The sequence below is a fragment of the Hymenobacter polaris genome, assembly GCF_012927305.1.
GTDB classification, from domain to species: domain Bacteria; phylum Bacteroidota; class Bacteroidia; order Cytophagales; family Hymenobacteraceae; genus Hymenobacter; species Hymenobacter polaris.
On record NZ_JABBGH010000001.1, the window covers coordinates 880,990 to 906,879 of the forward strand.

The 25,890-nt window shown below is 67.2% G+C and carries 19 protein-coding genes; 12 read left to right on the plus strand and 7 right to left on the minus strand.

Features of this window, described 5'->3' with window-relative positions; all coding sequences use genetic code 11:
• The first annotated feature begins 182 nt into the window (after positions 1–182).
• The gene (locus tag HHL22_RS03770) at positions 183–746 is read left to right on the plus strand and encodes a hypothetical protein (protein ID WP_169529622.1); all 564 of its coding nucleotides are present in this window, start codon (positions 183–185) and stop codon (positions 744–746) included.
• Positions 747–821: 75 nt separating this feature from the next.
• Here the strand turns inward: HHL22_RS03770 and HHL22_RS03775 are convergent, their stop codons facing one another.
• A complete protein-coding gene (locus HHL22_RS03775) occupies positions 822–1,082 on the minus strand; it encodes a hypothetical protein (protein WP_169529623.1) in 261 nt (86 codons plus the stop codon).
• 65 nt (positions 1,083–1,147) lie between these two features.
• The gene (locus tag HHL22_RS03780) at positions 1,148–1,891 is read right to left on the minus strand and encodes a carboxypeptidase-like regulatory domain-containing protein (protein WP_169529624.1); all 744 of its coding nucleotides are present in this window, start codon (positions 1,889–1,891) and stop codon (positions 1,148–1,150) included.
• A 108-nt stretch (positions 1,892–1,999) separates the two neighbouring features.
• On the opposite strand from HHL22_RS03780, the gene HHL22_RS03785 reads away from it, so the two are divergent.
• The 9 genes from HHL22_RS03785 to HHL22_RS03825 all read left to right on the plus strand — a co-directional run bounded on the left by HHL22_RS03785 (position 2,000) and on the right by HHL22_RS03825 (position 16,134).
• Positions 2,000–4,303, plus strand: a complete 2,304-nt coding sequence (locus HHL22_RS03785) for an efflux RND transporter permease subunit (RefSeq protein ID WP_169529625.1) — start codon at positions 2,000–2,002, stop codon at positions 4,301–4,303.
• A 274-nt stretch (positions 4,304–4,577) separates the two neighbouring features.
• A complete protein-coding gene (locus tag HHL22_RS03790; RefSeq protein ID WP_169529626.1) occupies positions 4,578–5,939 on the plus strand; it encodes an SWIM zinc finger family protein in 1,362 nt (453 codons plus the stop codon).
• A gap of 30 nt (positions 5,940–5,969) precedes the next feature.
• Positions 5,970–8,972, plus strand: coding sequence for a DUF6493 family protein (locus HHL22_RS03795; RefSeq protein ID WP_169529627.1), 3,003 nt, complete (start codon positions 5,970–5,972; stop codon positions 8,970–8,972).
• Positions 8,973–9,071: 99 nt separating this feature from the next.
• Positions 9,072–9,470: a hypothetical protein gene (locus HHL22_RS03800; RefSeq protein ID WP_169529628.1), complete on the plus strand. Its 399-nt coding sequence runs from the start codon at positions 9,072–9,074 to the stop codon at positions 9,468–9,470.
• Positions 9,471–9,531: 61 nt separating this feature from the next.
• Positions 9,532–12,156 (plus strand): DUF4132 domain-containing protein, encoded by a 2,625-nt coding sequence (locus HHL22_RS03805; protein WP_169529629.1) that lies wholly within the window; start codon positions 9,532–9,534, stop codon positions 12,154–12,156.
• A gap of 84 nt (positions 12,157–12,240) precedes the next feature.
• Complete coding sequence (locus HHL22_RS03810; protein WP_169529630.1) at positions 12,241–13,137, plus strand: YwqG family protein; 897 nt, start codon at positions 12,241–12,243, stop codon at positions 13,135–13,137.
• Positions 13,138–13,297: 160 nt separating this feature from the next.
• Complete coding sequence (locus HHL22_RS03815; protein ID WP_169529631.1) at positions 13,298–14,467, plus strand: serine hydrolase domain-containing protein; 1,170 nt, start codon at positions 13,298–13,300, stop codon at positions 14,465–14,467.
• A 24-nt stretch (positions 14,468–14,491) separates the two neighbouring features.
• A complete protein-coding gene (locus HHL22_RS03820; protein WP_169529632.1) occupies positions 14,492–15,637 on the plus strand; it encodes an FAD-dependent monooxygenase in 1,146 nt (381 codons plus the stop codon).
• 38 nt (positions 15,638–15,675) lie between these two features.
• Positions 15,676–16,134, plus strand: a complete 459-nt coding sequence (locus HHL22_RS03825) for a hypothetical protein (RefSeq protein WP_169529633.1) — start codon at positions 15,676–15,678, stop codon at positions 16,132–16,134.
• 15 nt (positions 16,135–16,149) lie between these two features.
• Here the strand turns inward: HHL22_RS03825 and HHL22_RS03830 are convergent, their stop codons facing one another.
• The 3 genes from HHL22_RS03830 to HHL22_RS03840 all read right to left on the minus strand — a co-directional run bounded on the left by HHL22_RS03830 (position 16,150) and on the right by HHL22_RS03840 (position 22,533).
• A complete protein-coding gene (locus HHL22_RS03830) occupies positions 16,150–16,974 on the minus strand; it encodes an alpha/beta fold hydrolase (RefSeq protein WP_169529634.1) in 825 nt (274 codons plus the stop codon).
• Positions 16,967–18,421, minus strand: a complete 1,455-nt coding sequence (locus HHL22_RS03835; RefSeq protein WP_169529635.1) for a phytoene desaturase family protein — start codon at positions 18,419–18,421, stop codon at positions 16,967–16,969. The genes HHL22_RS03830 and HHL22_RS03835 overlap by 8 nt, the downstream gene beginning before the upstream one ends.
• A 290-nt stretch (positions 18,422–18,711) precedes the next feature.
• Positions 18,712–22,533 carry a DEAD/DEAH box helicase gene (locus HHL22_RS03840; RefSeq protein WP_169529636.1) on the minus strand — a complete coding sequence of 1,274 codons (3,822 nt, stop codon included), beginning with the start codon at positions 22,531–22,533 and terminating at the stop codon, positions 18,712–18,714.
• A gap of 52 nt (positions 22,534–22,585) precedes the next feature.
• Between HHL22_RS03840 and HHL22_RS03845 the strand changes: the two genes are divergently transcribed.
• On the plus strand, positions 22,586–23,128 hold the full coding sequence (locus tag HHL22_RS03845; RefSeq protein WP_169529637.1) for a hypothetical protein: 543 nt from the start codon (positions 22,586–22,588) through the stop codon (positions 23,126–23,128).
• On the opposite strand, the gene HHL22_RS03850 is transcribed toward HHL22_RS03845, so the two are convergent.
• Positions 23,125–23,547 carry a hypothetical protein gene (locus tag HHL22_RS03850; protein ID WP_169529638.1) on the minus strand — a complete coding sequence of 141 codons (423 nt, stop codon included), beginning with the start codon at positions 23,545–23,547 and terminating at the stop codon, positions 23,125–23,127. The two genes, HHL22_RS03845 and HHL22_RS03850, sit on opposite strands and share 4 nt — an antisense overlap.
• Before the next feature lie 696 nt (positions 23,548–24,243).
• Here HHL22_RS03850 and HHL22_RS03855 point away from each other — a divergent pair.
• On the plus strand, positions 24,244–24,603 hold the full coding sequence (locus HHL22_RS03855; protein WP_169529639.1) for an Imm51 family immunity protein: 360 nt from the start codon (positions 24,244–24,246) through the stop codon (positions 24,601–24,603).
• 73 nt (positions 24,604–24,676) lie between these two features.
• Here the strand turns inward: HHL22_RS03855 and HHL22_RS03860 are convergent, their stop codons facing one another.
• Positions 24,677–25,822 (minus strand): L-dopachrome tautomerase-related protein, encoded by a 1,146-nt coding sequence (locus tag HHL22_RS03860; RefSeq protein WP_169529640.1) that lies wholly within the window; start codon positions 25,820–25,822, stop codon positions 24,677–24,679.
• Positions 25,823–25,890: the final 68 nt, after the last annotated feature.

Here is a 25,890-nt window from a genome sequence, read left to right on the forward strand (position 1 = left end):
CTACTCGTGCGTTTGGCGCGTCGATTCGGCGTGCAGGTCCACGCTCAGAGCCAGGTAGAAACAGCGCGTTGGGGGCGCCGCGATGCGGGTGAGCACTTCAAGGGTGGGCATGGTAGCACTTTTACGGTTACCAAACTTACGGTTTTGCTTGCCTGCGTGCTCATCTGGCTCGTTCTTGTGATATGCTCACTCGCTACCGACCACTTATCCCAACATTGATTTTACTACTGGCATGCCTGGGCACGCTGCTAAACGTGCTAGTGACTTTCCCAGCCGAGGACTACCGCTACGCCCTTACTGCGCAGCAGTACGGAGGGCTTGCAGCAGTTGCCGCGTTGCTGGCTAGCTTCTTTTGGTTGCGCCGCTACTACAAGCACGTACTGGTGGCGTGCTGCCTGCTGGCGCTGTTCAGCCTAATCAGCTTCTTACCCGGCCAGTTTTCCATCGGCCTAGGGTTCGATGAGTTGCGCTTCATGCTAAGTATAGAAGGCCTGCTGCTGAGCCTCTTGGTTTACGGCCTGTATCGGCAGCGGGCCAATGCCTGGCTGGCGGCGGCCATCAGACCATCGGAGCAAAAAATCGCGCAAGCTTACCGGGCTGAGGTAGCCGAGTTTAGCGCCCGCTTTGAACGCAAGCCCACCGAAGAATTACAGCAAATCGTGGCCGCCAGAAAGTTGGTTCCAGCGGCCCTGGCAGCAGCTCAGCAATTGCTGCGCGAGCGTCAATCAGCAACCGAGCGCCCGTAGTAGCGCCGCTAGTTTCCATGAAAAAGGCCGCCTAATCCGGGCGGCCTTTCTTGTAGCAAACGGGCCCTAGGGCTACTACAGCGACTTTACCACCGGCTTGGCGGCCGAGGCAGTGGTAGTAGCGGCGGCGCGGGCGGCCATCTTGGCGCGGCAGCAGGCGGGCATGCCGTCCATTTTGGCGCTGGCAGTCATCATTGATTTGTCGCACTTGGCGGCGGCCATGCCGGTGCAGCCGTCGGCGCGCTTGCCGGCTTTGGCGGTGGGCTTGGGGCCGTCGGTGGCGAAGGCGGTGCTGGCGGAGGCCAACAGGGCGAGGGCGAGCAGGGTCTTTTTCATTGGTCCTAGGGAAGTGATATGGTGATAATTGCTTCTAATATACACGCGGCGAGTTACTACCGGCGCTAGTCGGCGGGCACGTACACGGCGTTGGGTAGGCCCGAGGTGGCGTCGTGCAGCACCAGCCGGTCGGCGCTCAGCTCCACCACGGTATCGGTAGAGGTGCTGCTGCCGGTGCGGTTGCGCACGGTGAGGGTACGGCTTTCCTCGTCGAGCAGCCACTGCCCCTTGGCCCCAAACAGCATAATCTTCACTTTCAAGGTGCCGTCGGGCTGGAAGGTGAAGCGCGCTTTCTGCAGCACCTCGCGCAGCTCGTCGGGGTGGCGGGCTACCCACTCAATGCCTTTCAGGCCCTGCCGACGGCCGCTCGCCAGCAAGTCCTGGGCCGCCACGTCGAGCGACTCGTCGGCTAGGCGCCAGGTGCGCACCAGCAGCTGGCGCACGCTGGCGGCGGTAACGGTCACTTCCCCAATCTGATACGTTTGCTCCTCCAGCACCACGTCGGCGCCGAGCTGGGCGGCGGGCACCTCGCGCGGCTGATAGCCCAGGTGCGACACCCGCAGCCGGGCGGCCCTAGGGTCGGTGCCGGGCGGCAGGGGCAGCGTGAAGCGGCCGGCCTCGTCGGTGCTGGTGCCGGCGCTTGCGGGCCCGGTGGCCAGGCGCACGGTGGCCTGGGGCAGGGGCGCGCCGGTGCCGCTGGCCACCACGCGGCCGGTGGCCGGCGCCTGGGCCCGGGCCAGCCCGGCCGCGCCCAGCAGCACGAGCAGCACCAGCCGCAGCTGCAAAAACCAAAGAGAAACTACGCGCATAGCCCAGAGCGCCGCGCCTAACCCGCGCAGCCGCCGCTAAAAGTAGCGCCCGGCTTTTGCCCGAACCCCGAACCCAGGCGTGGCGTTATGTAGGCTCTGCTTTCGTTTATGCCGCTTCGACGCCTCGCGCACCTCACGCTGCTGGTGCTGGCCCTGCTCACGGGGCTGGCCGGCTACTACGCCGCCCAGCTGCGCTTCAACTACAATTTCAACGACTTCTACCCCGCCGGCGACCCCGACTTGGACTACTACCAGGGCTACAGCCAGCGCTTCGGCAACGACAACGACTACCTGCTGCTGGGCGTGGAGGCCCCTAGGGGCGGCACCGTGTTCGAGCCCACTTTTGTGGCGCAGCTCGACTCGCTGGCCCGGCAGGCGCGCACGCTGCCGCACGTGCTGGGCGTCACCTCGCTCAGCACCCTGCGCAACCCCGTGGTGGAGGGCGTGGGGGTGTACGAGCTGCCCTACCTGCACCCCCAGGACCCCAGCCGCCGTGCCGCCGACTCGGCCCTGATTTTTCAAACGCCGGGGCTGGTGGGCAACGTGCTTAGCCGCGACGCCCGCGCGGCCGCCCTGGTGCTGCAGCTCACGCCCGACCTCAAGAAGCCGCCCGGCGACTCGCTGCTGGCGGCCCTGCACGCCGCCGCCGCTCGCGCCGGCCTGCCCGACGCGCGCCTACACCTGGCGGGCCGCGTGGTGGCGCAGTCGGTATTCGTGGACCGGCTGAAGATGGAGCTGATGGTGTTCATCAGCCTGGCGGTGGTGCTGGTGACGGGGCTGCTCCGGCTCACGTTCCGGACGTGGTGGGGCGTGGTGCTGCCGCTGGTGGTGGTGCTGGGGGCGGTGCTCTGGGGCCTAGGGGTGATGGGCGCGGCCGGCGTCAGCATCGACCTGATGACGGCCCTGCTGCCCCTGATGCTGTTCGTGGTGGGCATGAGTGATACCATCCACATCATCTCGCGCTACGTTAGCGAACTGGGCTACGGGGCGGGCAAGAAAGCGGCCCTGCGCACCACGCTGCGCGAGTCGGGCTTCGGCTCGGGGCTGTCGGCGCTCACCACCAGCATCGGCTTTTTCACGCTCATGACCAGCACCATCAAGCCCATTCACAACTTTGGGCTGTTTACGGGCGTAGCGGTGCTGCTGGCGTTTTTCCTAAGCTTTACGCTGCTGCCGGCTATGCTGGTGCTACTGGGCCAGCCGCAGCTGCGCGAGCCCCGGCGCCAGGGCCACAGCTGGGATGGGGTGCTGGGTGGGCTCTTTAGCGGGGTGCTGCGGCGGCGCTGGGGCATCTATGCGGCCAGCGGGCTGATTCTGGTGGTAAGCATTGGGCTGGCCACGCGGGTACGCATCAACTCCTCGCTGCTCGACGACCTAAGCAAGCGCGACCCCGTGCGGCAGGATTTCGCCTTCTTCGACCGGCAGTTTGCCGGCGTGCGGCCCTTCGAGCTGGAGCTGAAGCCCGCCGGCGGCCGCACCGTGTACGACCCGGCCGTGCTGCGCGAAACCGAGCGCATCGAGCACTACCTCACGGCCACCTACGGCCTGCAGTTTCAGGCCTCGCCGGCCACGCTGGTGCGGGCCACCCGCAAGGCCCTGCACGGCGGCGAGCTGGCCGACTACCGCCTGCCCACCGACTCGGCCGAGCTGGCCGGCCTGGTGGCGCGGCTGCGCCCGCTGCGCAAAAAGCCCGAGTTTCGGGCCCTGGCCCTGCCCGACGGCTCGGCCGGCCGCCTGACCGGGCGCATGGGCGACATGGGCAGCATCCGGGCCGACGCACTGAACGCGGGGCTGCGCCGATTTTTGCGCACTGGGGTGGATACGACTGTGCTGCGCACCCGCCTCACGGGTTCCAGCAACCTGATTGACAAGAACAACGAGAACCTAACCCTGAACATGATTCAGGGTATGGCCATCGACATCCTGATGGTGACCGTCATTGTGCTGGCCCTGTTCCGCTCGCTGCGCATGACGCTCATCGTGCTCGTGCCCAATCTCTTGCCCATCCTGGTGGTGGCGGGCGTCATGGGCCTGGCTGGCGTCAATATGAAGGTGAGCACTAGCATCATCTTCACCATCGCCTTCGGCATCGCGGTGGACGATACCATTCACTTTATCAGCAAGTTGAAACTCTCGCTGGGCCACGAGCCCAACTTATTCAAGGCCGTGCGGCGCACCTACCTGCTGGCGGGCAAGGCCGTTATCGTCACCTCGCTCATCCTGGTAGGCGGTTTCTGCACGCTGCTCTTCTCGCAGTTCGACGGCACGTTCTACGTGGGCCTGCTCATCGGCCTCACGCTGCTCTTCGGCGTGGTGGCCGAGCTGACGCTGCTGCCGCTGCTCATCCTCGACATCTACGGCCGGCGCAAGCGCGGCGCCCGCGAGGTGCGCGAGGCCGTGGTGGTGCCCTAGGGGCCTAGGGCAGCCAAGCAGGCGGTCATGCTGAGCTTGCCGAAGCATCTCTACCGAACGTCACCTGGACGATGCGGTAGAGATGCTTCGGCAAGCTCAGCATGACCGCCTGCTTTGTCTTTGTGCTTCTTGAAGTAGGTGAATTAGTCTAATTAGCATTTATTAACTTTTATTTTTAGCAAAACTAAAATTATTAGTAGAAGTATAACGCTCAGGGTGCATCTTTGCAGCGGTTGCAGCACGGGGCTGCGGCCACAAGCGCACTTTCTGAGCTATGTCTGAACTAACCTATTCCTACGCCGCGCCTTCGGCCCTAGTAAACCAGCCGGTGGGCCACGCCCTGCAGCTGGCGGCCTACGCCGAAGCCGCGGTTACCGGCGCGGCCACGTCGTTTTTCCGAGGGCAACTGCGCGATTCTTGGCTCACGGCGCGCGGACTAATCACGTTAGCTAAGGTGGTGGCTTCGCGCTTCGTGCCGCAGGCGGCCGTGCTGCGCGACCCCATCGTAACGGCCGGCGCGGGACAACTGCGCTTCGAGGCGTTTTCGTCGTGCAACGGCGTGTACGCCCGCCTCGACCTGGGGGCAGCCGCCCTGGACGGCGAGCTGACGCCGGGCACCACCAACGTGAACTTCAACGAGCCGATGGTGCACGCGCTGTGCGGCATCAATCGGCGCGAGGCGGTGGGCCTGGCCGTGGGCCAGCAGGCCGTGACGCTGGAGCGCAGCGCCGGCCACGTAACCGAGCGCAAGGTGGCCCTGCCCGAGCGCTGGCTGCGGGGCCTGACCGCCGCCCAGGGCTACCTGGCCCAGATGGACGAGGTGCTGCGCCTGGGCCGCGAGCAGGCCGCCCAGCTGCTGCACGGCCTGCCCCCCGGCGCCGCCAAAACTCCGCTCTACCTGGCCCTGCACGGCGGCCGCGTCAGCTACGAGGTGCTGGGTGGGCCTAGGGCCGTGCGGGTGGGCGGGGCGCACCGCCTGCGCCTGCTGGCCGGGCTGCTGCCCCTGGCCCCGGGGGCGCGGGTGTACGCCACGCCCTGCGCCCAAGCCATGGCCGTGGTGCTGGAGCTGGGCGGCGGCCACGAGTTTCTGCTGGCGCTCTCGGCCGAGGTGCGGCGCGGCTTCTCGGGCGAGGGCACGCAGCTGGGGGCCATGCTGGCGGGGCTTCCCGCCGAGTGGCTAGCCGGTGGCAACGCCCTGCTGCAAGCCGGCGAGGCCTTCAACCCCACCCTGTTCGGCCTGGCCCACGACCTGAGCCCGGCCACCGTGGCGCAACTCTGCGCTAGCCTCTCGGCCCTGGGGCTGCTGGGCTTCGACCTGAGCCGTAACCAGTATTTCTACCGCCGCCTGCCCTTCCGCCTCGACCGCATCGCGCGCCTGAACCCGCGCCTCAAAAACGCCCAGGCCCTGCTGGCGCCCGACGCCGACCATGTGCGCCTGGCCGCCCTAGGCCCCGACGGCCGCGCCGAGGTGCGCGTGCGCAGCTCGCACGTGTGGCACACGGTGGTGGTAGGCGGCGCCGGCCCCGCCCGCTGCACCTGCCAGTGGTACACCGACCACCAGGGCCAGCGCGGGGCCTGCAAGCACGTGCTGGCCGCCGAGCAGCGGTTTGGGCAGGGAATGAGCAGCTTACGATAAGCATTTTATCTTCAACTCATTTAGCGATTTATGAGCTTGTCAGTTACTGAGCAGTTTGGGTACATCATGAGCTGCCAGGGCACGCAGGAGCTGGTACCATTTTTACTGAAGCTATCCCCTAAGGACGTAAAAGCGGTCCGCGCGAAGGCCCTGGCGTTATTGCAGCACGGCATTCCCAATGCGCGCCCCCGGCCGGCCCGGCGCGGGTGGACGGTTTTTCCGCCCCTGGCGGCTAGTACTGGGGAGGCGCTGGCGGCAGCCCTACCCCCTCCTGCTCCGGCCGACACCTCATTTGCCGACACCCCATTTATAGACCCAACGGACGAGGAGGGCGCCTTGTTCTTCCTGACTGGGCTGGCTACTTACACCCGCAAAGAAGCCTTTGGCCGGGGCTTTCACTGGGCTGGCAGCCTGATGCACAACTACTTTAGCTCGCGCTGGGCCGCAGTGCGCGCCGTGTTGCAGCACGCCCGGCCGGCCTGGCTCAGCGACTGGCTCATGGGCGGCTTTGGTAGCAGCCTAGCCAACTACTGGCTGCTGCGCGAGCTAGAGGACGCTGGCTTCATCGAGTATCGCCCGCAGCAGTTTGCCTTCCAACTAGCCTGGCTGGCGCTCGACCAACGCCCCGGCCAGCTGGCCGAGCGCCTGGGAAAAGACGAAAAAGCGCTGACGCGCGACTTGCCGCTTCAGTTCGAGTACGAGGCTTCCATGGCGCGCCTCGACGGGCGGTCGGCCGCCAATTACGAAAAGCATACCTGGCAGCGCGTGCTGCTTGGGTTAGTTGAGGCAGGCCACCTGCACCGGGCCGACATCCGCACGCGCTGTCTGCTGGCGCTGCGCCGCGACTTCCGCCGCCCGCTGCTGACATGGTTCAAGGAGCTGTTTCTGAGCCTACAACCCACCCCGGCCGAATGCCTGGCGCACCAAGCCGACTTGGTGGAGCTACTGGCCCACGCGCAGCCGCTGGTAGTGAATTTCGCCCTAAACCTGTTGAAAGCCGTGTGGTTGGAGCCGGGGTTCGACTTGGCGCCACTGCTGCAAGCGGCCGATAGCCTGGTGCGGCGGCCCGAGCTGAAAACCGGCCTCCAAACGCTGCTTGCCTGCCTGGCCAGGCTGCCCAGGCAGGAGGCTGCCCACGCGCCGGCCGTGGCCCGGCTGCTGGCCGCCGCCCTCGCCCACCCCGACGCCGCCGTGCAGGCGCGGGCTGCCAAGCACCTGGCCGACCTGCTGAGTGCCAAAACGCTCCTCCTCCCTTCCGCCGACACCAGCGCAATTCTCGTCGCGCTGGCCGACCAGGCCGCGCTGCTAGGCCCCGCCGCCCGCGCCGCGCTGGCCCCCTGGCTGGCGGCCCCTAGCCCCGCACCCGCCCCCAAAGCCGCCACAGTCTACGCGCCACTCGCGCAGTTCGTGCCCGATATCTCGCCCGCCACGGCTATCGCGCCGGTGGCCGACTGGCACGAGCTGCTGTTCCTGAGCGCCGCCATGCTGCGCCAAAACGACCCCGTGGCCCTGGAGCGTTGGCTCGATGGCTTGCTACGCTTGCACGGGCAGCTGCCCGCCGATTACCAGCAGCAGCTGCAACCCTACATCAAGCGGCTGGTGCCCTGGCTGAGCAGCAAAAGCACCTTGGCCGAGGTGCTGGCCCACCTGGCCGAATGGCCGCCGGCCTGGGCTAAGGGCCTCTTCGAAGCCCTGCTGCTGAGCTGGTACGAAGGCTTTGCCAGCGCCCGCGTAAGCCAGATAGCCCTAGGCCGCCAGCCCATCGGGGGGGTTGGGCAGGCGGCTTACGCGTCGGCGGCCGACCCGCTGTGCTACCCCAACCAGCAGCGGCTGGCTTTTGCCGAAGTGCTGCTGGCCCAGCAAACCGCCCTGCCGCTGCTGAGCACGTTTACGCACCAGCCGCACTACGTGTCGCCGGTGGTGCTGGTCGAGAAGCTGCTGCGCTACCAGCAGTACGGCACCGCGCCCAATTTGGCCGACCTCACCATTGCCCTGGCCCGCACGCCCGCCGGGGGGCCCGTCGCCGAGGTCGCCCAGCAACTGCTTCCCGCTCTGGCCCACCCCGGCTTGCGCGAGCTGCTTGGCTGGTATTTTTCGCCGACGACAGTTTCGCCGGCGCCCCCTTGCGCGGTCCTGCCCCGCCTGGTGGCCTGGCCCACTACCCTGGATGCCGCCTTGCCGGGGCTGTGGGCCGTGGCTGCCCGCACCAAATACCCCGCGGCCCAGCTGCCGTGGCTGGCGGCGTTGGAGCAGGCCGCCGAAACCGCGCTGGCCGCTACCCCAGCGCCACCGCCGCCGCCCGCCTGGGCCGGCACTCCCCTGCCAGCCCCGCCCCTGGTTTTTACCTCGCCGCCGGGGGTGGTGGCGGGGCTGCCCCTCTACTCCGCCCACGCGGTGATGCGGCCGCGCCACCAGCGTGGGCCCGAAGGCTGGGATGGCTATGCGGCGCTGCGCACCGTGTATACCCAGCTGCACGCGCTGCTGCCCCAGTATCCGGCGCCACTTTATCGCCATACACTGCGGTGCGCGGCCCCGGCCGGCCAGTCGGCCGGGGCCAGCCGCGAGCTGCTGCAATCGGCACTTTACACGCTGCTGCCTGCCGGGCCCGTGCTGGCGGAAGAAGCCACCCAATTGCTTGCTACGGGCTTGGTGCACCCCGCTCCGGCTTGCCGGGCGCTGGCCCAGCAAGTGCTCGAGCAAACTATCAACCACCGACGCTTAATGCCAGCGGCCCTGGGGCAGGCGCTGGGGCAGCTGCTAGCCGCCGACGCGCCCGTGTCACGCCTGACCGAAGGCCTTGCCGCGCTTAGCCTGGGCCCACCCACCGCCGCTGCCCTGCGCCAAATCTTGGATGCGCTGCTGCCCGAGCTGCCCAGCGCCCCGCCGTGGGGCCTGCGCCGCCTGCTCGAGCTGTACGCCGACCTGCAAGCGCAGCTAGTCCAGCCAATACCCGCCGCCGTGCGCGAGCGGCTGGCCAGCTGGGATGCGGGCGTGCTCAAGCCCGTCAGCGCCGCGCTATTGGCGGCCGCCTAGGCCACCCGGCAGCCCTAGAAGCCAGCTCGGCAGTAGCTTGCCGATGGTCTGCCCCACCAACACTGTTCATTGCTCATTGTTAATTGCTCATTACTACCCATGGCCCTGCTTACCATCGTCGATGAAACCGCCACCGGCAGCGTGCTGGCCCGGCTGGAGCTGGAAATCACCCAGGAAACCCTGACCGTGCGCGAACTGATAACCCGGCGCGTGCAGCAGGAAGTGGCCGCCTACAACGCGCGCCAAACCGGCACCTTCCGCGGCCTAGTGCAGCCCACCGATTCGGAGCGTCTACTCAACGGCGAGAGCTACCGCCTGCGCCACCTCAAGCTGATTGACGCCGAAGAGCAGGTGTACCGCGCCCTGCAGGCATTCCAGCAAAACGGCTTCTTTCTGCTCTTCAACGACCGGCAGGTGGAAAGCCTGGACGAAGTAATCTGGCTGGGCGCGGGCGCCTCGGCCAGCTTCCTCAAGCTCACGCCGCTGGTGGGGGGCTAGGTTTCGTGGTTTCCTGGCAGCCCTATATAGTAGTTTTAGCCGCGCTTCATTCGCTACCGCTATGTCCGCTTCCCCTTATCCCCACACGCCGCTACCGGCCGATGCCCCAGCCAGCGACCTAGCCATGCAGCCGGTTATCGAAGAGCTAACCCGTGACATGGTTCAGCAGGGCTACGGCACCAAGCCCGGTGACCTAGTGGGCTTTCAGCAAGTAAAGCAGCAAGGCGCTGCCTACCAAGGGCAATTGGCCCTAGCCCTGGCAGCCACCATCCAAGCCGCTAACGAGCTTAAGGACAAACTCATTATCAGCGGAGCCAGATGGAAGCAGGGCGAGCTGCTAACGACCCTGATGCGCGGCACGTTGGCCCTCAGCGAATCCGATTGGGTGCGGCTGCTCACGCTCTACGGGCTGCCACGCACTGGTGCTGCTGGCCAACCAGCCCGCTACGAGTCCTGGTGGGGATTCTCTACTATCTTGACTTTTACGCAGCTGGCGCGCCACGCCAAAAAGCACCCCCTGCAACACCCGCCCCTACTGGAGCTGCTGCATCAAGTGCTAGCCGAGTGCCGCCCCAGCCGCCCGGAAGAAGTCAAGGTTCGCACGAAAATTCGCGAGATACTGGGCCTGGCTACCGACACCGACGAGCTGCCGGTAGTAGAGTTTCGGGCCGACGACGCCCTAAGCCGCCACTTAGCGGGGCTGGTGCAGGACCTTGACCGGAGCAGCCCCAGCGCTGGACCCTGGCTGCGACTGTGGCAACTCTGGCAGCGGGCTAGCGGCGGCCAGCCTACGGGCAAGTACGCCAAGGAGATTGCCGCCGAGGTAGCGGCCCTAGGGCCCGACAACGTGCGCGAGCAGGGCCGGGCGCTACTGATAACCCTAACCGCCATCCGGCCTGCCGAAGTGGCTTACACAACGGAGTATCAAGGGCAATACACCGAGGAGCAACTGCGCACATGGTACGGGACTGCCTTCGCCATTACCCCGCAAGGCTATAGCGTCACCCGCACCGACACCACCTACCTACCCGAGCCCACTATCACCGTGGCGAAGGGCCTCATCTGGACGCTGGCGCCGCTGCTCGATGCGCCGCTGGTTGGGCAGCTGGCCGACTTTGCCGCCCGCAGCTACCAGAAGATTCCGGGCCGGGGCCCGCTGGCGGCCGGCCTCGGCAACGCCGCCCTGTGGGCGCTGGCCCAGGCCGGGCTACCGGGCGTGTCGGCCCTGGCGCGGGTGCGCGGCAAAATCCGGCAGAGCAACACCCAGACCCTGATTGCCAAGTACATCGAGCAGGAATCGGCGAAGCTGGGCGTGTCGCCGGCCGAGGTGGAGGACCTGGCCGCCCCCGACGCTGGCCTGACCCTAGGCACTCTGCATGAGGAGCTAGGCGAGTACGCGGCCACCCTCACGCTGCGCGAGGGCCGGGCCGAGCTGGGCTGGACGAAAGCCGGCAAGCCCCTCAAAAGCGCCCCCGCCGCCCTCAAAGCCAGCCACCCCGACAAGCTGCAGGAGCTGAAGCTAGCCCAAACCACCGCCCAGCAGACCTACACCGCCCAGCGCGACCGCCTCGACCGCAGCTTCGTGGAGGGCCGGTGCATCGCGTGGCCCTGGTTCGAGCAGTACTACTTCGAACACGGCCTGCTCAGCGAGCTGGCCCGCCCGCTCATCTGGCGCCTGCACCACCCCGAGGGCGGCCACCACGACGCCCTGTGGCTCGACGGCGCCTGGCGCGATGCCCTGGGCCAGCCCGTGCCCGCCCCCATCGCCGACACCCAGCTGCAGCTCTGGCACCCCGTGCTGGTGCCAGCCGCCGAGGTACTAGCCTGGCGTCAGCTGCTCGAAACCAAGCAGTTGCGCCAGCCCCTGAAGCAGACCTTCCGCGAGGTGTACGTGCTGACGCCGCCCGAAGAACGCACCCGCACCTACTCCAACCGCATGGCCGCGCACGTGCTCAAGCAGCACCAGTTCAACTCGCTGGCCAAGCTGCGGGGCTGGCGCTATAGCCTGCTCGGGGCCTACGACAAGGGCTACGAAAACGAGGCGGCCGTGCTGCCGCTGCCGGCCCTAGGGCTGCAAGCGGAGTTTTGGGTGAGCGAGGTGAACGCCGACGGCGCCTGGAACGACACCGGCATCTACAACTACGTGAGCACCGACCAAATCCGCTTCGTACGCCCCGCCGCGCCCGATGCGCCCGTGCCGCTGCCCGAGGTAGACCCGCTGGTGTTCAGCGAGGTGATGCGCGACGTGGACTTGTTTGTAGGCGTAGCTAGCGTGGGCAACGACCCGCTTTGGCGCGACCAGGGTGGCCTGGCCCAGTTCCGCAACTACTGGGAGAGCTACAGCTTCGGCGAGCTGACGGAGGTGGCCAAAACCCGCAAGCTGGCCCTGGAGCGCCTGGTGCCGCGCCTCAAGATTGGCCGCGTGAGCGAGCTGAAGGGCAATTTCCTGCACGTGCGGGGCCACCGCCACGTCTACAAAATCCACCTCGGCTCGGGCAATATCCTCATGGAGCCCAGCGACCGCTACCTCTGCATCGTGCCCGACCGCTCGGCCCGGACCCTAGGGGCACCGGGCGTGTTCCTGCCCTTCGAGGGCGACGCCGTGCTCAGCATCATCCTTAGCAAAGCCGCCCTGCTGATGGACGACGACCAGATAACCGACGAGACGATTTTGCGCCAGCTGTAACCCCTAATAAGTCAGATCATCAGCTGCTTTCCCCCTTGATGGTGGCTTAGTCTTCCTTAGCCGCTCTATTACTTCCTTTTACGCATGGAAACCAACCAACTTGATTTGCAAGCCGCCGTCGAGGCAGCCGGCCTGGGCTTCTTATGGTCGCGCCTGGCCCCGCACTGCCGCCTTAGCGTGCGGGTGCTGACGCAGACGGCTCCTGAAGTTCCGCTGCCAGTGGGCTGCTCGCACCTGGGCGGCCTGCCCGACTTACCAGTCGCTGCTCCCTGGCCGACCTGGCAGGGCCGCAGCCTGAGCTTTTTAGCTCAACTAAACCTGGCCGAGCTGGCTGCTTTTCCGGCTGCGGCCCCGCTGCCGCCCGCCGGGGTCCTCTCGTTTTTCTACGATGCGCTGGAACAGCCCTGGGGCTACGACCCCGCCGACCGGGGCCGGGCCGTGGTGCTGTATCACCCCGTCGGCACCGAGCTTGCTCCGCGCCCCCAGCCAGCCGACTTGACAACCGATGAGTACGAGGCCTTTACAGTAGTGCCCCTCACCTTCGCGCCCGAGCTGACCTTGCCCGACCTGCGGGAACAGGACCTGGGCATTGCCGAAGAAGAGCTGAGCGAACAGCAATGGGATGCTTACTGGGATATCCAGCACCGGTACGCCGATGGTGCCAGCCGCGTACTAGGCCATCCCGACACTATCCAGGGCACCATGCGCGACCAGTGCGCCTTGGTAATGCAGGGCCTCAATACGGGAAGCGCGGAAGCGCAACAGGCTACGCAGCAGGCACTAGGCATCAGCGACGCGCAAGCTGCTACCTGGAAGGAGCAAGCCCTAACCGAGTGGGAACTACTGCTGCAGCTCGACAGCTACGAGGACGAAGCCGGCATGATGTGGGGCGACTCCGGTCGCCTCTACTTCTGGATTCCGCGCACGGCCCTATCGGCCCACGACTTTAGCCAAGTGTGGCAGGTGCTACAATGCTATTAAGGTGCATCTTAGTTGGTGAACAGGCCCTAGGCGCTACTGGCAGACGAAGCTAACAAAGCTGGACAACGTGCGCTTGCGGCGAGGCTTTACTGGTGGCTGGTGCGGGGGCGGGCTACTATCTTAGGCCGGCCGCCGCATAAGGCGGCGCTCCCCCTTTCTTATGCACTTCATCTACCGCTCCTTATTGCTGCTGGGCCTGCCGCTGCTGGCCGCCTGCACCCGGCCTACGGCGCCCACGGCGGGCGCGGCAGGCAGCCACACCTACTACCCCCCGGCCGGCGCCGATTGGGAGCACCAGAGCGCCGCCGCGGCGGGCTTCGATGAGAGCCGGCTGGCCGAGGCGGTGGCCTTCGCCCAAACCCAGGAAACCACCCAGATGGCGCCCGACTTCTCGACCCAGGAGGAGATATTTGGCAAGCTGCTGGGGCCCATGCCCACCAGCCGCGCCGCCACCAACGGGCTGGTGCTGCGCCACGGCTACCTGGTGGCCGAGTGGGGCGATACCCAGCGCCCCGACCCCACCTACAGCGTGGCCAAGAGCTTCCTCTCGACGCTCCTAGGGGTGGCCCTGGAGCGCAAGCTCATCACGGATATTCACGAGCCGGTGGGGGCCAGCATCCACGACGGCGGCTACGACTCGGACCATAACCGCCTTATTACCTGGGAGCACCACGCCCGCCAAACCAGCGAGTGGGAGGGCGAGCTGTGGGGCAAAAACGCCGACTTTGTGGGCCGCGAGGCCTTCGGCAAGGGCGAACGGAAGCCTCGCGCCCTGCAAGCGCCCGGCACCTACTTCGAGTACAACGACGTGCGCATCAACCGCCTGGCCTTGTCGCTGCTACGGGTGTGGCGCCGGCCGCTGCCCCAGGTGCTCAAGACCGAGATTATGGACCCCATCGGCGCCTCCGACATCTGGCAGTGGGTGCCCTACCCCAACGCCGTGGCCACCGTGGACGGCCGGCCCATGGCCAGCGTGAGCGGGGGCACGCGCTGGGGCGGCGGCCTGCGCATCAGCGCCCGCGACGAGGCCCGCTTCGGCTACCTGTTTTTGCGGCGTGGGCGCTGGGGCCGGCGCCAGCTGGTGGCCCCGCAGTGGATAGCCGCGGCCACTACCCGCGGCCCGGTGGGGCCCGACTACGGCTACCTCTGGTGGCTGAACACCGAGCGCAAGGCCTGGCCCGACGCCCCGGCCAGCAGCTACGCCGCCCTGGGGGCCGGCCAAAACACCATCTGGATTGACCCCGAGCACGACATCGTCATCGTGTGGCGCTGGCACAACGGCAGCCCCAACGAACTGATTAAGCGCGTGCTGGCCGCCCTTACTTCCTAGACTGCGGCGTAGCTTCGTGCCGCTATGCAGCAGCAGACTGGCCTTATCATCGGCGCGGGTATCGCGGGCCTCACCGCCACTATTGCCCTGCGGCAGCGCGGGCTGGAAGCAGCCGTAGTGGAGGCTGCTCCCCAGATTTTACCCCTAGGGGCGGGCATCTGGATGGCGCCCAACGCCATGCAGGTGTTCGAGCGCCTAGGGGTGGCCGCGCGCATCAACGCGGGCGGGGTGCCGCTGCGCGCCATCGAGATTGTGGATAGGCAGATGCGGCCCATCATGCAAACCAGCCAGGCGCGCATCCGGCAGCAGTTCGGGCACGGCACCACGGCCATTCGGCGGGCCACCCTGCAAGCTATTTTGCTGGACGCCGTGGGCCCGGCTACGGTGCAGCTGGGCAAGGCATGCACGGGTTTGCAAGAAGATGCCACGGGCGTGACGGCCACTTTTGCCGATGGCAGCACGCAGCGGGCGGGCTTCGTGGTGGCGGCCGATGGCATTCACTCGCCGGTGCGACAGGCCCTGTTTCCGGGGGCCCAGCCCGGCGGGCGGGGGCATTTGGTGTGGCGCGGCATGTCGGCGGTGCAGCTGGCGCCGCACTATAAGCGCGCCATCCGCGAGGTGTGGCACGCGGGGCTGCGCTTCGGCTTTTCCGAGATTGAGGACGGCGTGGTGGATTGGTTTGCGGCCGTGCCGGGCAGCTTCAGCAGCGAGCGGGCGGGGCTGCTGCACCGCTTGCAGCGGGCCTTCGACGGCTTTGGCTACCCGGTGCCGGCCATTCTGGAGGCGGCCACCGAAGCCGCCATCATCCGCAACGAGGTACTCGACCTCGACCCGCTGCCCGCCTGGCACCGGGGCCGCGTGGGCCTGATTGGCGACGCGGCCCACGCCACCACGCCCTACATGGGCCAGGGCGGCTGCCAGGCCGTGGAAGACGCCTACGCCCTAGCCCAGTGCCTGGCCGAAACCCCTACTGACCCAGCCGCCGCCTTTGCCGCCCTGCACCGCCTGCGCCACGCCAAGGCCCGGCACGTCACCCGCACCTCGCGCCTGATTGGGCGGGTGGGCTACTGGCGCGGCCCGGCGGCCACACTGCGCAACCTGGCCATCCGGGCCACCCCGCAGTGGCTGACGGAGCGGCAGTTTTGCGCGGTATATAAGCTGGGGTTTTGACGGCAGTTACTTCCATCATTCACCCTGAGCAGTATAGTATGAAAAACTTAGCTACCAGCCACTTACCCCTAGGGGTACTTTTGCTATTATCGGGCATCCGCTCTACTTGGGCGCAAGTCCCAGCCAATACTAACCGCGTTACGCTGCTGGCCCTCAATCAGCCGCCGTGCACGGTGCCCGCGGCGAGTGCCGTACTCACCTTCAAACTCGCCTATCAGCTGGCCGAGGCGGAGCAGTCGGCTTACGGCTTTGCGGTATCTGTGAAGTTTCAAAGCACCGACCCAAACCGCACGTTCTCCATAGGCCGGGAGGGCCAAACTACCATCACTGCCCGGCACGATACGCTTACCATAACCTACCCAATGGCGGCTGTTGCGCGGGTGCCAGGCTTGCTGCACCCCGTTACCTGCTACCTCTACCTGCACCGCTATACCGCGCCGGGGCGCAGTACGGTATTGGCTAAGACGCCGCCCATTGTTTTCCAAAACTGCCAGTAAGCTACGCTGCTGGCCCTAGGGGCACGCCCTTGCCCAAAAAGCCCGCAGCCGCTCCGCCACCTCCGCGGCCCGCGCCAGCACCATCCAGTGGGTGGCCTGGGGCAGAATTTCGAGCTGCGCGTGGGGCACCTGGGCGGCCAGGAAGTGCGCCTGGGCGGGCGGAAAGTGCTTGTCGCGCTCGGCCCAGAAGATGAGCGTGGGGCAGCGCACCTGCTGGTAGCGGGCGGGCAGGCGCGGCAGCTGGGCCTCGTAGCCGGCGCACATGCGCACCACGTAGTCGCGCACGGCGGGCTGCCGAAACGTGCGCCACATTTCGCGGCGCAAGGCCGGGCTCAGTCCCGGCCGGCCTAGGGGCAAAAACGTGTGCAAGGCCCGCCAATACACTAGCCGGGGCAAGTGGCGCAGCAGCAGCCGGTTCACGCCGAAGCGGCGCAGCCACTTGATTTCCCAGGAGGTAGCCTCCTGCCCGCCCACCAGGCTATTGAGCACCGCCAGGCTGCGCACCCGCTCGGGGTAGGCGGCCGCAAACACCAGCGCCGGCTGGCCGCCCATGTCCTGCCCCAGCAGGTGGACGCGCCCTAGGCCCCAGGCGTCGAGCAGGGCCAGCAAGTGCTTGGCTAGCACCACTGGCGTGGCGCCACCCGGCCAGGCGGCGCTATCGCCCAGGCCGGGCCAGTCGAAGGCAATGACTTCGTACTCAGCAGCCAGCAGCGGCGATAACTCGCTAAATACCTGCAGGTTGTCGGGGTAGCCGTGCAGCAGCACGACGGGCTCGCCCTGCCCTAGGCGCGCCACCCGCACCCGGCCGAGGGCGTGCGTTTCCAGTTGGGCGTTAAGCATGGGCCGGGCGGAAATCTTCGGCCAGGCAGTCGGCGGCCAGCACCCCGGCAATGGCGCAGAAGCTCACCCACTGGCCGGGGTGGGTGCTGCTGCCGGTGAGGTAGAGGCCCCGCACGGTGGGGCTGCGGTGGGCCAGGCGGCCCCGTAGCATCAGGCGCGAGGTCATTACCGGGTTCATGCTGTCGCGGTAGAGGTGGTAGTCGCGGCCCCACTCGAAGGTGGTGCGCCAGTGCAGCACCCGGTACTCCTGGATGCCCTCCCGCCACCAGCTTTCGGCCAGCTGCTCGGCCATTAGCTGGTGCTGGCCCTCGGGCCCTAGGCGGGCGGCGTCGGCGTGGGCCAGGGGCGAGATAAGGCGGGCCGGCAGCCAGCCAGCCTGCGCTAGCTCGGGGGCCAGCAAACCGGGCTGCACGAAGGCCGTGCAGCCGTGGCCGCGCAGCTTAAAGCGGATGTAATAGGGCGGCCGCGCGCCCCGCACCGCCAAATACACGCAGGTGCCCGGCGACTGCAGGGGCAGCTGCTGCAGCTGCTCGCGCTGGTGCGCTAGGCGCCGTACCAGCGCGGCATCCGTTTTACTGGTCGTTTCAATCAGCTCTACATAGGTACCAATGCCAGCCGCATCCGACACTACGGCATCAGCAACAATATGCTCACCGTCAGTTGTTTCTACTCCTATAACCCGATTGCCAGCCGTTACAATGCTTTTCACCTTGGTGTTGAAGCGAAACTGCACGCCCGCCGCCCGCGCCTCGGCCTCCAGCAGCTCGGGCACGGCGCGCATGCCGCCCCTAGGGTAGTACGCGCCCACGCCGTGAAACAAGCCCGGCACGAAGGCCATGGGCGCCGGCGCCTCGCTCATGGGCTGGCCGGCGATGTGCGTCCAGATACCAATGCTGGCTTGCAGGGCGGGCGGCAACTGCGCCTGGCCGAGCACCGATGCCAGCGAGCGCAGCATAAATGGGGCGCTGCCCAGCGCCCCGTAGCGCAGCAGCAGCCAGGGGCTCGGGTGCGAGTGAAACGTGAGGGGCTGCACGTTGGCGTGAATACCGGTCATCTTGGCCACAAACGCTTGATAGCGCGCGCCGCTGCCGGGGTGCTGGGCCTCGAAGCCGGCGGCCGTGCTGGCCAGGCTGCGGTCGAAGGCCGAGGTGCCGCCATCCTCGTGCAGCACGTGGTAGATGTGCTCGATGGGCGCGAGCGGCAGTGCCGCGGGGCTGATGCCCAGCTGCCCAAACGCCCACTCCAGCCCCGGCTTATCGAGCAAGATGTAGGGGCCCGCGTCGAACGTGAACTCGCCCGTCGCGAAGCCGCCCGCCAGGCCACCCGCCCGCGCCCGCGCCTCCAGCACCTGCACCGCGTAGCCCTGGCGGGCCAGCCGCAGCGCCGCGCTCAGCCCGCCCACGCCGGCGCCAATAACAATAACCTGGGAGAGCGGCGCGGCAGACATGGCAAGGCGAGTGGGTGCGGCCGCAAACATACGGTCGGGCTTCGACGGCGCCAGTTTATTTTTTACCAACGAACGGCCGGACGGCATTTTACCCAGCGCGCCGTTGCTGCTTACCGGAAAGGTGCCAGGCGAGCAGCAGGCCCTAGGGGTAATGCACCTAAAAAAGGCGGTCATGCTGAGTTCCGCGAAGCATCTCTACTGAACGATGCCCTAGGCGGCGCGGCAGAGATGCTTCGTAAAACTCAGCATGACCGCCTTTTTACTGCTCACGCTATTTAGCCCCTAGGACCCTACTCCTCCCCGTCCACGCCGCAGCGGCGCAGCAGGGCGGCGTGGTGCGGGGCGCGGCGCAGTACCTCTTCGTTGCCCAGCAGGATGAGCTGCTGGCGGGCGCGGGTCAGGGCCACGTTGAGCTTGCGGTCGACTTGGCCGGTTTCGTCGGGGCTCACCATCAGCTCCAGCTGGTGCTCGTGGTGGCAGCAGAAGCTCACGATGATGACCTCGCGCTGCGAGCCCTGGTAGCGCTCCACGGTATCGACGCTGATGCTCAGCAGCTGGGGCAGCCCTAGGGCCTGGGCCAGCTGGGCCAGTCGCGCCCGAATGCGGGCCGCCTGGTTGCGGTAGCTGGCGATGATGCCCAGCGTCTTTTCGGGGTCGAAGGCCGCGCCGTAGCCCTGGGCTACGTAGGCGGCGGCGCGGGCGGCCAGCTCGGCCTCCTCGCTCGACTCCTTCATGGAGGCATCGTCGGGCTGGCGGCGGGTGGGCGCAAAAATCAGGCGCTCGGTTAGCAGGCGCTGCTGCCAGGCGTCGGCCGGGGCGGGCCACTGGGGGCGCCCTAGGGGCTCGTGCTGCCAGGCTAGCGGAAAGCGCAGCAAGCCCTGGTAGAAGTCGTCGTTGACGAGCGCGGCCAGGTTGGCGTGCATGCGGTAGTGGTTGGCCAGCGTGCCGTGGGCGTGGGGCCAGTGCACCTCGGCCAGCTTAAACAGCCGCTCGAAATACGAGTTGCGCAGATTGCTCAAACCCAGCTCCCTCTGCAGCAGCTCGGCCACCGGCGCGGCCACGGCGCTGGCTTCGGGCTCCTGGGCCACCACGGCCGGCAGCTGGCGGTGGTCGCCGATGAGGATGAACTTGGGCACCTTGGCCAGCAGCGCCAGCATGGGCCCTTCCAGCACTTGGCTGGCCTCGTCCACCACCGCCAAGTCGAAGTTTTTCAGCAAAAACAGCTCGGGCTTGCCCAGCAGGCTGGCCACCGTGCCCACGTAGAACGGGCAGCCCGTGAGGCGGGCCCGCACCGTTTGGCGGTTGGGGCAGTCGCGAATCATGTTGTCGAGCAAGTACGGCCGGTAGGGCGCGGCCGTGCCCAGGCGCGAGCCCACCCGGATGAAGGGCAGCCCGGCCGCCACCAACTGCTCGCAAATCTCGTCCACCGCCCGGTTGGTATAAGCGGCCAGCAGCGCCTGCTTGTCGTCCTTATAGAGGCGCTCGGCCAGCTCGCGCAGCACGGCGCGGGTTTTGCCGGTGCCGGGCGGCCCGCAGAGCACAAACCAGTCGGGCGCGGCCAGGGCACGGGCCACCACCTCGGGCGCGTCGGTGGCGGGCAGCGCAACGGGGCTCCACCCTTCGGGCACCCTAGGGCCGCGGCGGGCCAGCAGGCGCTGGCGCCGCTCGGGCAAGAGGCTCAGGAAGGCCGACAGCCCCGCCCACTCGCGCCGAAACGTGTCGTAGGTGTCGGGCTCCAGGGCCCAGTGCGAGTGCCCGGCCAGGTAGCGCGGCGCCAGGCGGCGGTTGCGTACGCTCAGCACCACCAGCCCGTCGGCCGTGAGGTCCTCGGCCAGCGTCACCTTCACCACCTGCGCATCGAGCACGCTCAGGGGCGACCCGGGCGCCGCTGCTTTGTCGTTGGGGCGGGGCACGGCGCCGGGCGTCGTTGCCGAATTTTCCGGGGCAGTTTGTCCGGGCGTCAGGGCGGGGGCCAGCCCCGCCCCTGCTTTGCGCCTGGGGTATAGAATGAGCGTGTCGCCGGCCCGGAAGTTGACTTCGCGGCCGCCAGCGGGGCGCTTAAAGATGAGGTGGGGTCCTAGGCCCTCGCGAGCGTCGTCGGGGGCGTGGCTGTGGTCTTCGAGCAGCACCAGCTCGTCGAGCAAGCTGAAATTCTGCTGCTTGCGGGCGGCCGACAGCTGCCAGAGGCCGGCCTGGCCGCCCGCGTCGCCGGGCCGGGCCTCGTCGCCTAGCAGGGTCAGGCGCATTTCGCGGGCCACGAAGCGCACCATTTCCAGGCAGTAGGCGCGCTCCACGGGGTCGGCGGCCGCCCAGGCGCCTGCAATGCGCTCGGCCTTAACCCGGCCGAAGGGCGGCAGCGCTTGCAGGTTGGGCTGCAATACCGGGGCCAGCAGCTTTTCGACCTGCGCGGGCGTGGTGGCGCGGGCCAGCTGCAGCTCAGTGCCCACCAGCTGGTTGCGGGCGGCCAGCAGGCGGTTTACCAGCTCGGCGTCTTGGTCTACGCGCCGCACGGCCGGCTGGTCTTCGGCGGCGTTGCTGTAGAGGATGCTGGTGCGGCCGCGGCCGGCGGTTTCGCCATCGGCCCCAAACACCGACTCCAGCAGCAGGCGGTAGAGCTGGGCCTGGGCGGCGTGGTTGCTCCAGGGCTCGGCGTGGGGCACCTTGGTCGAGCTTTTCAGCTCCACAATGTCGTAGCCGGTGGGGCTTTCGTGCAAGAGGTCGAGGCGACCCTGCAAGCCGTAGGTGGCCGACAGAAAAGCGGGTTCCAGAAAGCAGTCGGCCACGCGCAGGGGCTGCTGCTGGTAGCCGGTGCGGCTGCCGGCCACGAAGCCCTGGGTTCGGCTGCGGCGCAAGGTTTGGTAGTGGCGGCGCAGGTCGTTGAGCAGCTCGGGCACCCCGTTGCGCGTCTGAAACTCGGGCAGCGCGCTGATGGTGAGTGGATTGGAGCGAAACAGCCGCTTCTTAAAAAACGCTTCCAAATCGAACTCCGTGGCAACTTCCTCGGCCAGCGGGGCGGCCCCCAACGGCGCCAGTAGCGGCGCGGCCGCCGGCGGGGTAGCCAGGGCGGCCGGAGCAGCCGCGCCTTCCGCCGTGCCGGCGGCCCTAGGCCCGTTAGCAGCTTCGGTTAGCTCCGTCTCGAAGCGCTGCCCGGCCTGGGTGAGGCCGTCGGTTACGCTCCGAAACAGCACCGGCCGACTAGCGGGCAGCGGCGCGGCGGCGGGTCCGGCCCACTCCTGCTGGCGGGCGGCGTGGCTCACCTCCTCGTCCAGTAGCAGGTTCACCAGGTTGCCCACCACCAGGGGCCGCGAGGTTTCGTCGGGCAGAAAAGCGTTGAGCAGGGCCCAGTCGGGGATGGTGCCGCTGGCCTGGGCGCACTCGGCGATGGTGGTCACGTTCACCAGGTAGTCGGGCTCGAGCACCACGCGGCGCGGCCGGTAACGGCCGTCGGGCTGCGGGGCGGGGTCTACCAGGTTCAGCAGCGGGTGCAGGGCGGCGGCCAGCGGCAGCAGGCCCGCGTAGGCGGCGGGCAGCACTAGGCCGAAGGGCGCAGCCGGGCAGCCCGGTGCGGGCGTGGCCATCTCCACCGTGAGCTGGCCGCTGGCTAAATCGGCGTGCAGCACCCGCACCCGCCAGGCCGGACTGGCGACCAGCGGCAGCCCTAGGGGCGCTGGGCTCGCCATCAGAGCGGTTTCATCCGCCGCCGCGGCAGCGGCCGGCGCCTCATCGGCCGCGGGGCTTGGGCTGCCGGCCGGGCGCGGCCCGGCGTAGGGCGGGCCGCCCAGGTGGCGCAGCAGCGCGGCCACGGCCCCGAAGCCGGTGGCTACCTCGGCGGCGGTGCCAGGGTAGCTTTCGTGCAGCACCAGGTTGGCTTGCAGGCGCAGGTTCTGCAGCTGGCGGCGCAGCAGCGGGGGCAGACCCTGGTCGTAGGCCACCAGGCCAATGGCCTGGCTGAGGTCGGCGAAGGGCGCCTGGCGGCGCTGGCACTCGGCGCGCAGCATCTGCTCGAGCAGCTGGCGCAGGCGCGGCAGCTGGTCGGCGGGCGCGGCGGCGGGGGCCGTGGCCAGGGCGGCGAGGCGGGCGTAAAAGGCTTCGGACGAAATGGGCGGCGGCATAGTGTACCTTAAAGGTAGCGTCCGCGCCCGCGTTGCGTTGTTTCTTCGCCCCATGAACCTGCTTTTACTGGGGCGCCGGCTGGCCCTGCTGGGGGCGCTTGGCGCGCTACCCGCCCAGGCGCAAACCCCGCCCGCCGCGCCGCCCGCCTCCTCGCCCCTGCCCCGTCTGTTGGCCGAGCGCCGCGTGCTCACCGAGCGCTACGCGGCGGCCAGCGCCCAGCGCCACGCCCTGTTTGGCCTCACGGGCCAGCCCAGCAAGAAGGACTTGCAACAGGTAGTAGATGCCCTGCAGGAGATTGTGGACAAGGACGGCGAGATAGTGGCCGCGCTCAACCAAACCGCCCAGCAGGCCCAAACCACCGCCAGCACCCTGCAAAACACCGGCCGCGACGACCGCAACCTCACCGCCCAGCGCCTGGCCGAGCTGCAAAACGACCTCCAGAACAGCCGCTTGCGCGAGCGCCAGGCCGCCGCCCGCCAGCAGGCCCTAGCCGCCGAGCTAGCCGAAGCGCAGCGCGGCCGCACCGGGCGCGACGCGCTGCTGGCCGCGCTGGCCGTCGCCTGCCTGGGGCTGCTGCTGTGGCGCCGCCGCTAGCGGCTGGCCAGCTCCCGCTGCTGCTGAGCCAGCCAGCTACCGGCCGCGCCCTCGTCAATAAACAAGGTCATCCGCACGGCCGCATCGGGCACGGGCACGCTGGCCGAGGCGGGCAGGCCATTCAAATAATCGGGCAGCACTAGAAAGCCAATGCGCAGCGGGGTGCCCAGCTCGCGCTGCACCTGGGGCAGGCAGCGGTCCGTCACCCACACCAGGCGGCTCAGGCAGCGGTTGAGGCAGCGCCGCGAATCGATGAGCCAGTTGCCGCAGTTGTAGTGCAGCGCCGCCCGGCGCAGGGCATCGTAGCCCTGGTGCATTTCGGCATCCGTGGTAGAGTACTGCCAGCGGCCCGTGAGCTGGTGCAAATCGGGGCGGTAGGCGAGGTCCAGAAAAGCGGGGGAGTACGTGTCTAGTGACATAAGCAGCAGCAAATCGGCGGCATCGTGGAGCGGGGCGCCGCCAAAATTACGAAGCTGAACGGACGACTAGTTTTAGCACGATTACTTTATTATTGACCTATTTTGGGTGGCATTTTCGGGCTAAAAATCCCGATTTAGTTGCCTACACGGCCCTTTTATTCATCGGTGCCAGCATTTCCATCAATAGTACAAAACGACTACTGCAATTGCCCAGCAAGGCTACGACCACCCTTCTGAACGTGGTACAATAGCCCGTTATTTTGGACGCACGCCGGAGGTTGATTGTCCAGCTGCCCGCTCAGTTTCTGTTGCAGACGAGGCAGGAATTAGCTAACCGCCCACTCGGGCCCGCTGAGGCTGCGCCTGGCGCGGCGGCACGCAGCCGCGAGCCAGTAGCGGCAGACAGGTAATGAGTTAAAAAACTGAGAGCGGAAGTCCTTAACGGTGAGCTTGGCTAGGGCAGCAAGCGAGGCGAAAGCTACGGCCGCACCCGGCCGGCCCCCTGCCGGGCGACTCTCAAATTGGATTTAGACAGGGTGCGGCCCCGGCGCTGGTTTGGCGCTGGTTTGCACCTAAGGGAGAAGCCTGAACTTTACCACCTAAAACCCATTCAAATTCAAGCAAAAAACCATCCCTCACACTAGCATTATACGCCACTTTGTGAGCATCTTGCGTAAGCGTGTCCACTTCCGCCCCATGACTCCCACCTATCCCTTCCGCATTGCCACCGCCAAAGCCCCGGCCGACCCCGCGCGGCAATACGCCATTGTGGCCGAGCTGTGGCAGTTGGATACCTACACTACCCTCTTCGAGGACTACGGCTACGGCGGCGACGGACTCTCGTGGCGCGAGCACATCGAAACCATTATCGAGGAGTATCAGCCTGGCTTGCTCGACCACCTGGAGTTTGCCGAGCGCGACGATGCCTTCGTAGCTTACGCCGACAGCCTTACCGCTATTCACCAGTTTATGCACTGGGTGCTACCTTATTTCGGCGACCTAGGCAAGCTGCGCAAATACCTCAGCCAGGCCGACCCCAGCGACTTTTTTGCGTAGGCAGCCCTAGGGCCCGCTGGCCGCGGCCAGGGGCGGCCGGCCGGCCCCAACAGCCGGGGGCGCCACTTGGGCGCTAATCGCGAAAAGGCTTGGCCCCAATGGGCAGCTTGTAGAGCTGCACCGGAAACTTCACCGTTTCAACGCCTTTTTGAAAGCCAGCCGTGCGGTTCATCTGGGGCACGGGCAGCCACAGGTTGCCGGCGTGGTCTATCCACATGGCATCCACCCAAATCAGGTCGGGGCTTTGCACCAGGGTGCTGCTTTCGCCGGCGGGCGTCACCTTGAGCACCCGCTTCTGGTTGGCATCGGCTACGTACAGGTTGCCGGCGGCGTCGATGGTGGTGCCGCCGCAGGTGGGCGAATTGAAGAAGTACGTGACGCGCGACGCAATTTTTGCCGAGGGCAGGCTAAAATTATCGAGATATTGCGTTTCGACGCGGTACATCGGGCCCGCCGCGGTTTGGAAATAGTAGTATTTCCCGTCGGGCGACACTTCCATCTGGTCGGCGTGTAGCTTCACCAGGCTGCCGTCGGGCTTCAGCATCACCTTACCCTCGCCCACCATGGGGCGGCGCGCGGTGGTCGTGCTGTCGTCTTCGAGCACGCGGCGGCTCTGGCCGGTTTTTTGGTTGAGCACGATGAGGGCCGGCGCCCCGGCATCGGTCACGTAAATCATATCGCCGTGGAAGCGCAGGTCGTCCACGAAGCTCTTGCGCTTCACCAGCTTATCGAGCGGAATGGACTTCACCAGCTGGTTTTTGGTGATGTCGAAGGCCAGCAGCTTGGGGCCGTGGGCAATGGGCGGGGCATCGCTTTTGGGCGTGCCCGTATCTACTATCCACAGCAGGCCGTCGGGGCCGAAGCGCAGCGAGTTAGTGCGCACGAACGCCGTGCGAGCCGAGTCACCCTCCTTGGTCCAGGCGTTCCAGGCGCGGGTGGGCCAGGGCGTCACGCGGCCGTTCTTCAGCTCGCCGATGCGGGTGCCGGGCGTACCCTCGTTGTGGGGAAACAGCACGAATACCCGGTCGTCGTCGCTCACGGCCACCCCGTTCCAAATAGTGTCGGAGGTAGCCACCGACACCAGCTGCCGGGCGCTGGCGGAGGTGGGCACGGCGGGCGGCGTGGCCGTATCGAACGATTTTTCGGTGCCGGGGCCGCCGGTGCAGGCGGCCAGCAGCCCGGCGGCGGGCAGCAAGCAAACGACGAGAGTACGCAACATAAGCAAGGTGAGGAAAGCGCGGGAAAAGGCTGGTTTTTTACTAGCCCCGCCCCCGAAAGGTTGGGCCC

What these genes read in the sequence shown, in the direction of transcription:
- HHL22_RS03770 (WP_169529622.1), top strand. Translation starts at nt 183, where the DNA reads ATGCTCACTCGCTACCGACCACTTATCCCAACATTGATTTTACTACTG.
- HHL22_RS03775 (WP_169529623.1), bottom strand. Translation starts at nt 1,082, where the DNA reads ATGAAAAAGACCCTGCTCGCCCTCGCCCTGTTGGCCTCCGCCAGCACC.
- HHL22_RS03780 (WP_169529624.1), bottom strand. Translation starts at nt 1,891, where the DNA reads ATGCGCGTAGTTTCTCTTTGGTTTTTGCAGCTGCGGCTGGTGCTGCTC.
- HHL22_RS03785 (WP_169529625.1), top strand. Translation starts at nt 2,000, where the DNA reads ATGCCGCTTCGACGCCTCGCGCACCTCACGCTGCTGGTGCTGGCCCTG.
- HHL22_RS03790 (WP_169529626.1), top strand. Translation starts at nt 4,578, where the DNA reads ATGTCTGAACTAACCTATTCCTACGCCGCGCCTTCGGCCCTAGTAAAC.
- HHL22_RS03795 (WP_169529627.1), top strand. Translation starts at nt 5,970, where the DNA reads ATGAGCTTGTCAGTTACTGAGCAGTTTGGGTACATCATGAGCTGCCAG.
- HHL22_RS03800 (WP_169529628.1), top strand. Translation starts at nt 9,072, where the DNA reads ATGGCCCTGCTTACCATCGTCGATGAAACCGCCACCGGCAGCGTGCTG.
- HHL22_RS03805 (WP_169529629.1), top strand. Translation starts at nt 9,532, where the DNA reads ATGTCCGCTTCCCCTTATCCCCACACGCCGCTACCGGCCGATGCCCCA.
- HHL22_RS03810 (WP_169529630.1), top strand. Translation starts at nt 12,241, where the DNA reads ATGGAAACCAACCAACTTGATTTGCAAGCCGCCGTCGAGGCAGCCGGC.
- HHL22_RS03815 (WP_169529631.1), top strand. Translation starts at nt 13,298, where the DNA reads ATGCACTTCATCTACCGCTCCTTATTGCTGCTGGGCCTGCCGCTGCTG.
- HHL22_RS03820 (WP_169529632.1), top strand. Translation starts at nt 14,492, where the DNA reads ATGCAGCAGCAGACTGGCCTTATCATCGGCGCGGGTATCGCGGGCCTC.
- HHL22_RS03825 (WP_169529633.1), top strand. Translation starts at nt 15,676, where the DNA reads ATGAAAAACTTAGCTACCAGCCACTTACCCCTAGGGGTACTTTTGCTA.
- HHL22_RS03830 (WP_169529634.1), bottom strand. Translation starts at nt 16,974, where the DNA reads ATGCTTAACGCCCAACTGGAAACGCACGCCCTCGGCCGGGTGCGGGTG.
- HHL22_RS03835 (WP_169529635.1), bottom strand. Translation starts at nt 18,421, where the DNA reads ATGTCTGCCGCGCCGCTCTCCCAGGTTATTGTTATTGGCGCCGGCGTG.
- HHL22_RS03840 (WP_169529636.1), bottom strand. Translation starts at nt 22,533, where the DNA reads ATGCCGCCGCCCATTTCGTCCGAAGCCTTTTACGCCCGCCTCGCCGCC.
- HHL22_RS03845 (WP_169529637.1), top strand. Translation starts at nt 22,586, where the DNA reads ATGAACCTGCTTTTACTGGGGCGCCGGCTGGCCCTGCTGGGGGCGCTT.
- HHL22_RS03850 (WP_169529638.1), bottom strand. Translation starts at nt 23,547, where the DNA reads ATGTCACTAGACACGTACTCCCCCGCTTTTCTGGACCTCGCCTACCGC.
- HHL22_RS03855 (WP_169529639.1), top strand. Translation starts at nt 24,244, where the DNA reads ATGACTCCCACCTATCCCTTCCGCATTGCCACCGCCAAAGCCCCGGCC.
- HHL22_RS03860 (WP_169529640.1), bottom strand. Translation starts at nt 25,822, where the DNA reads ATGTTGCGTACTCTCGTCGTTTGCTTGCTGCCCGCCGCCGGGCTGCTG.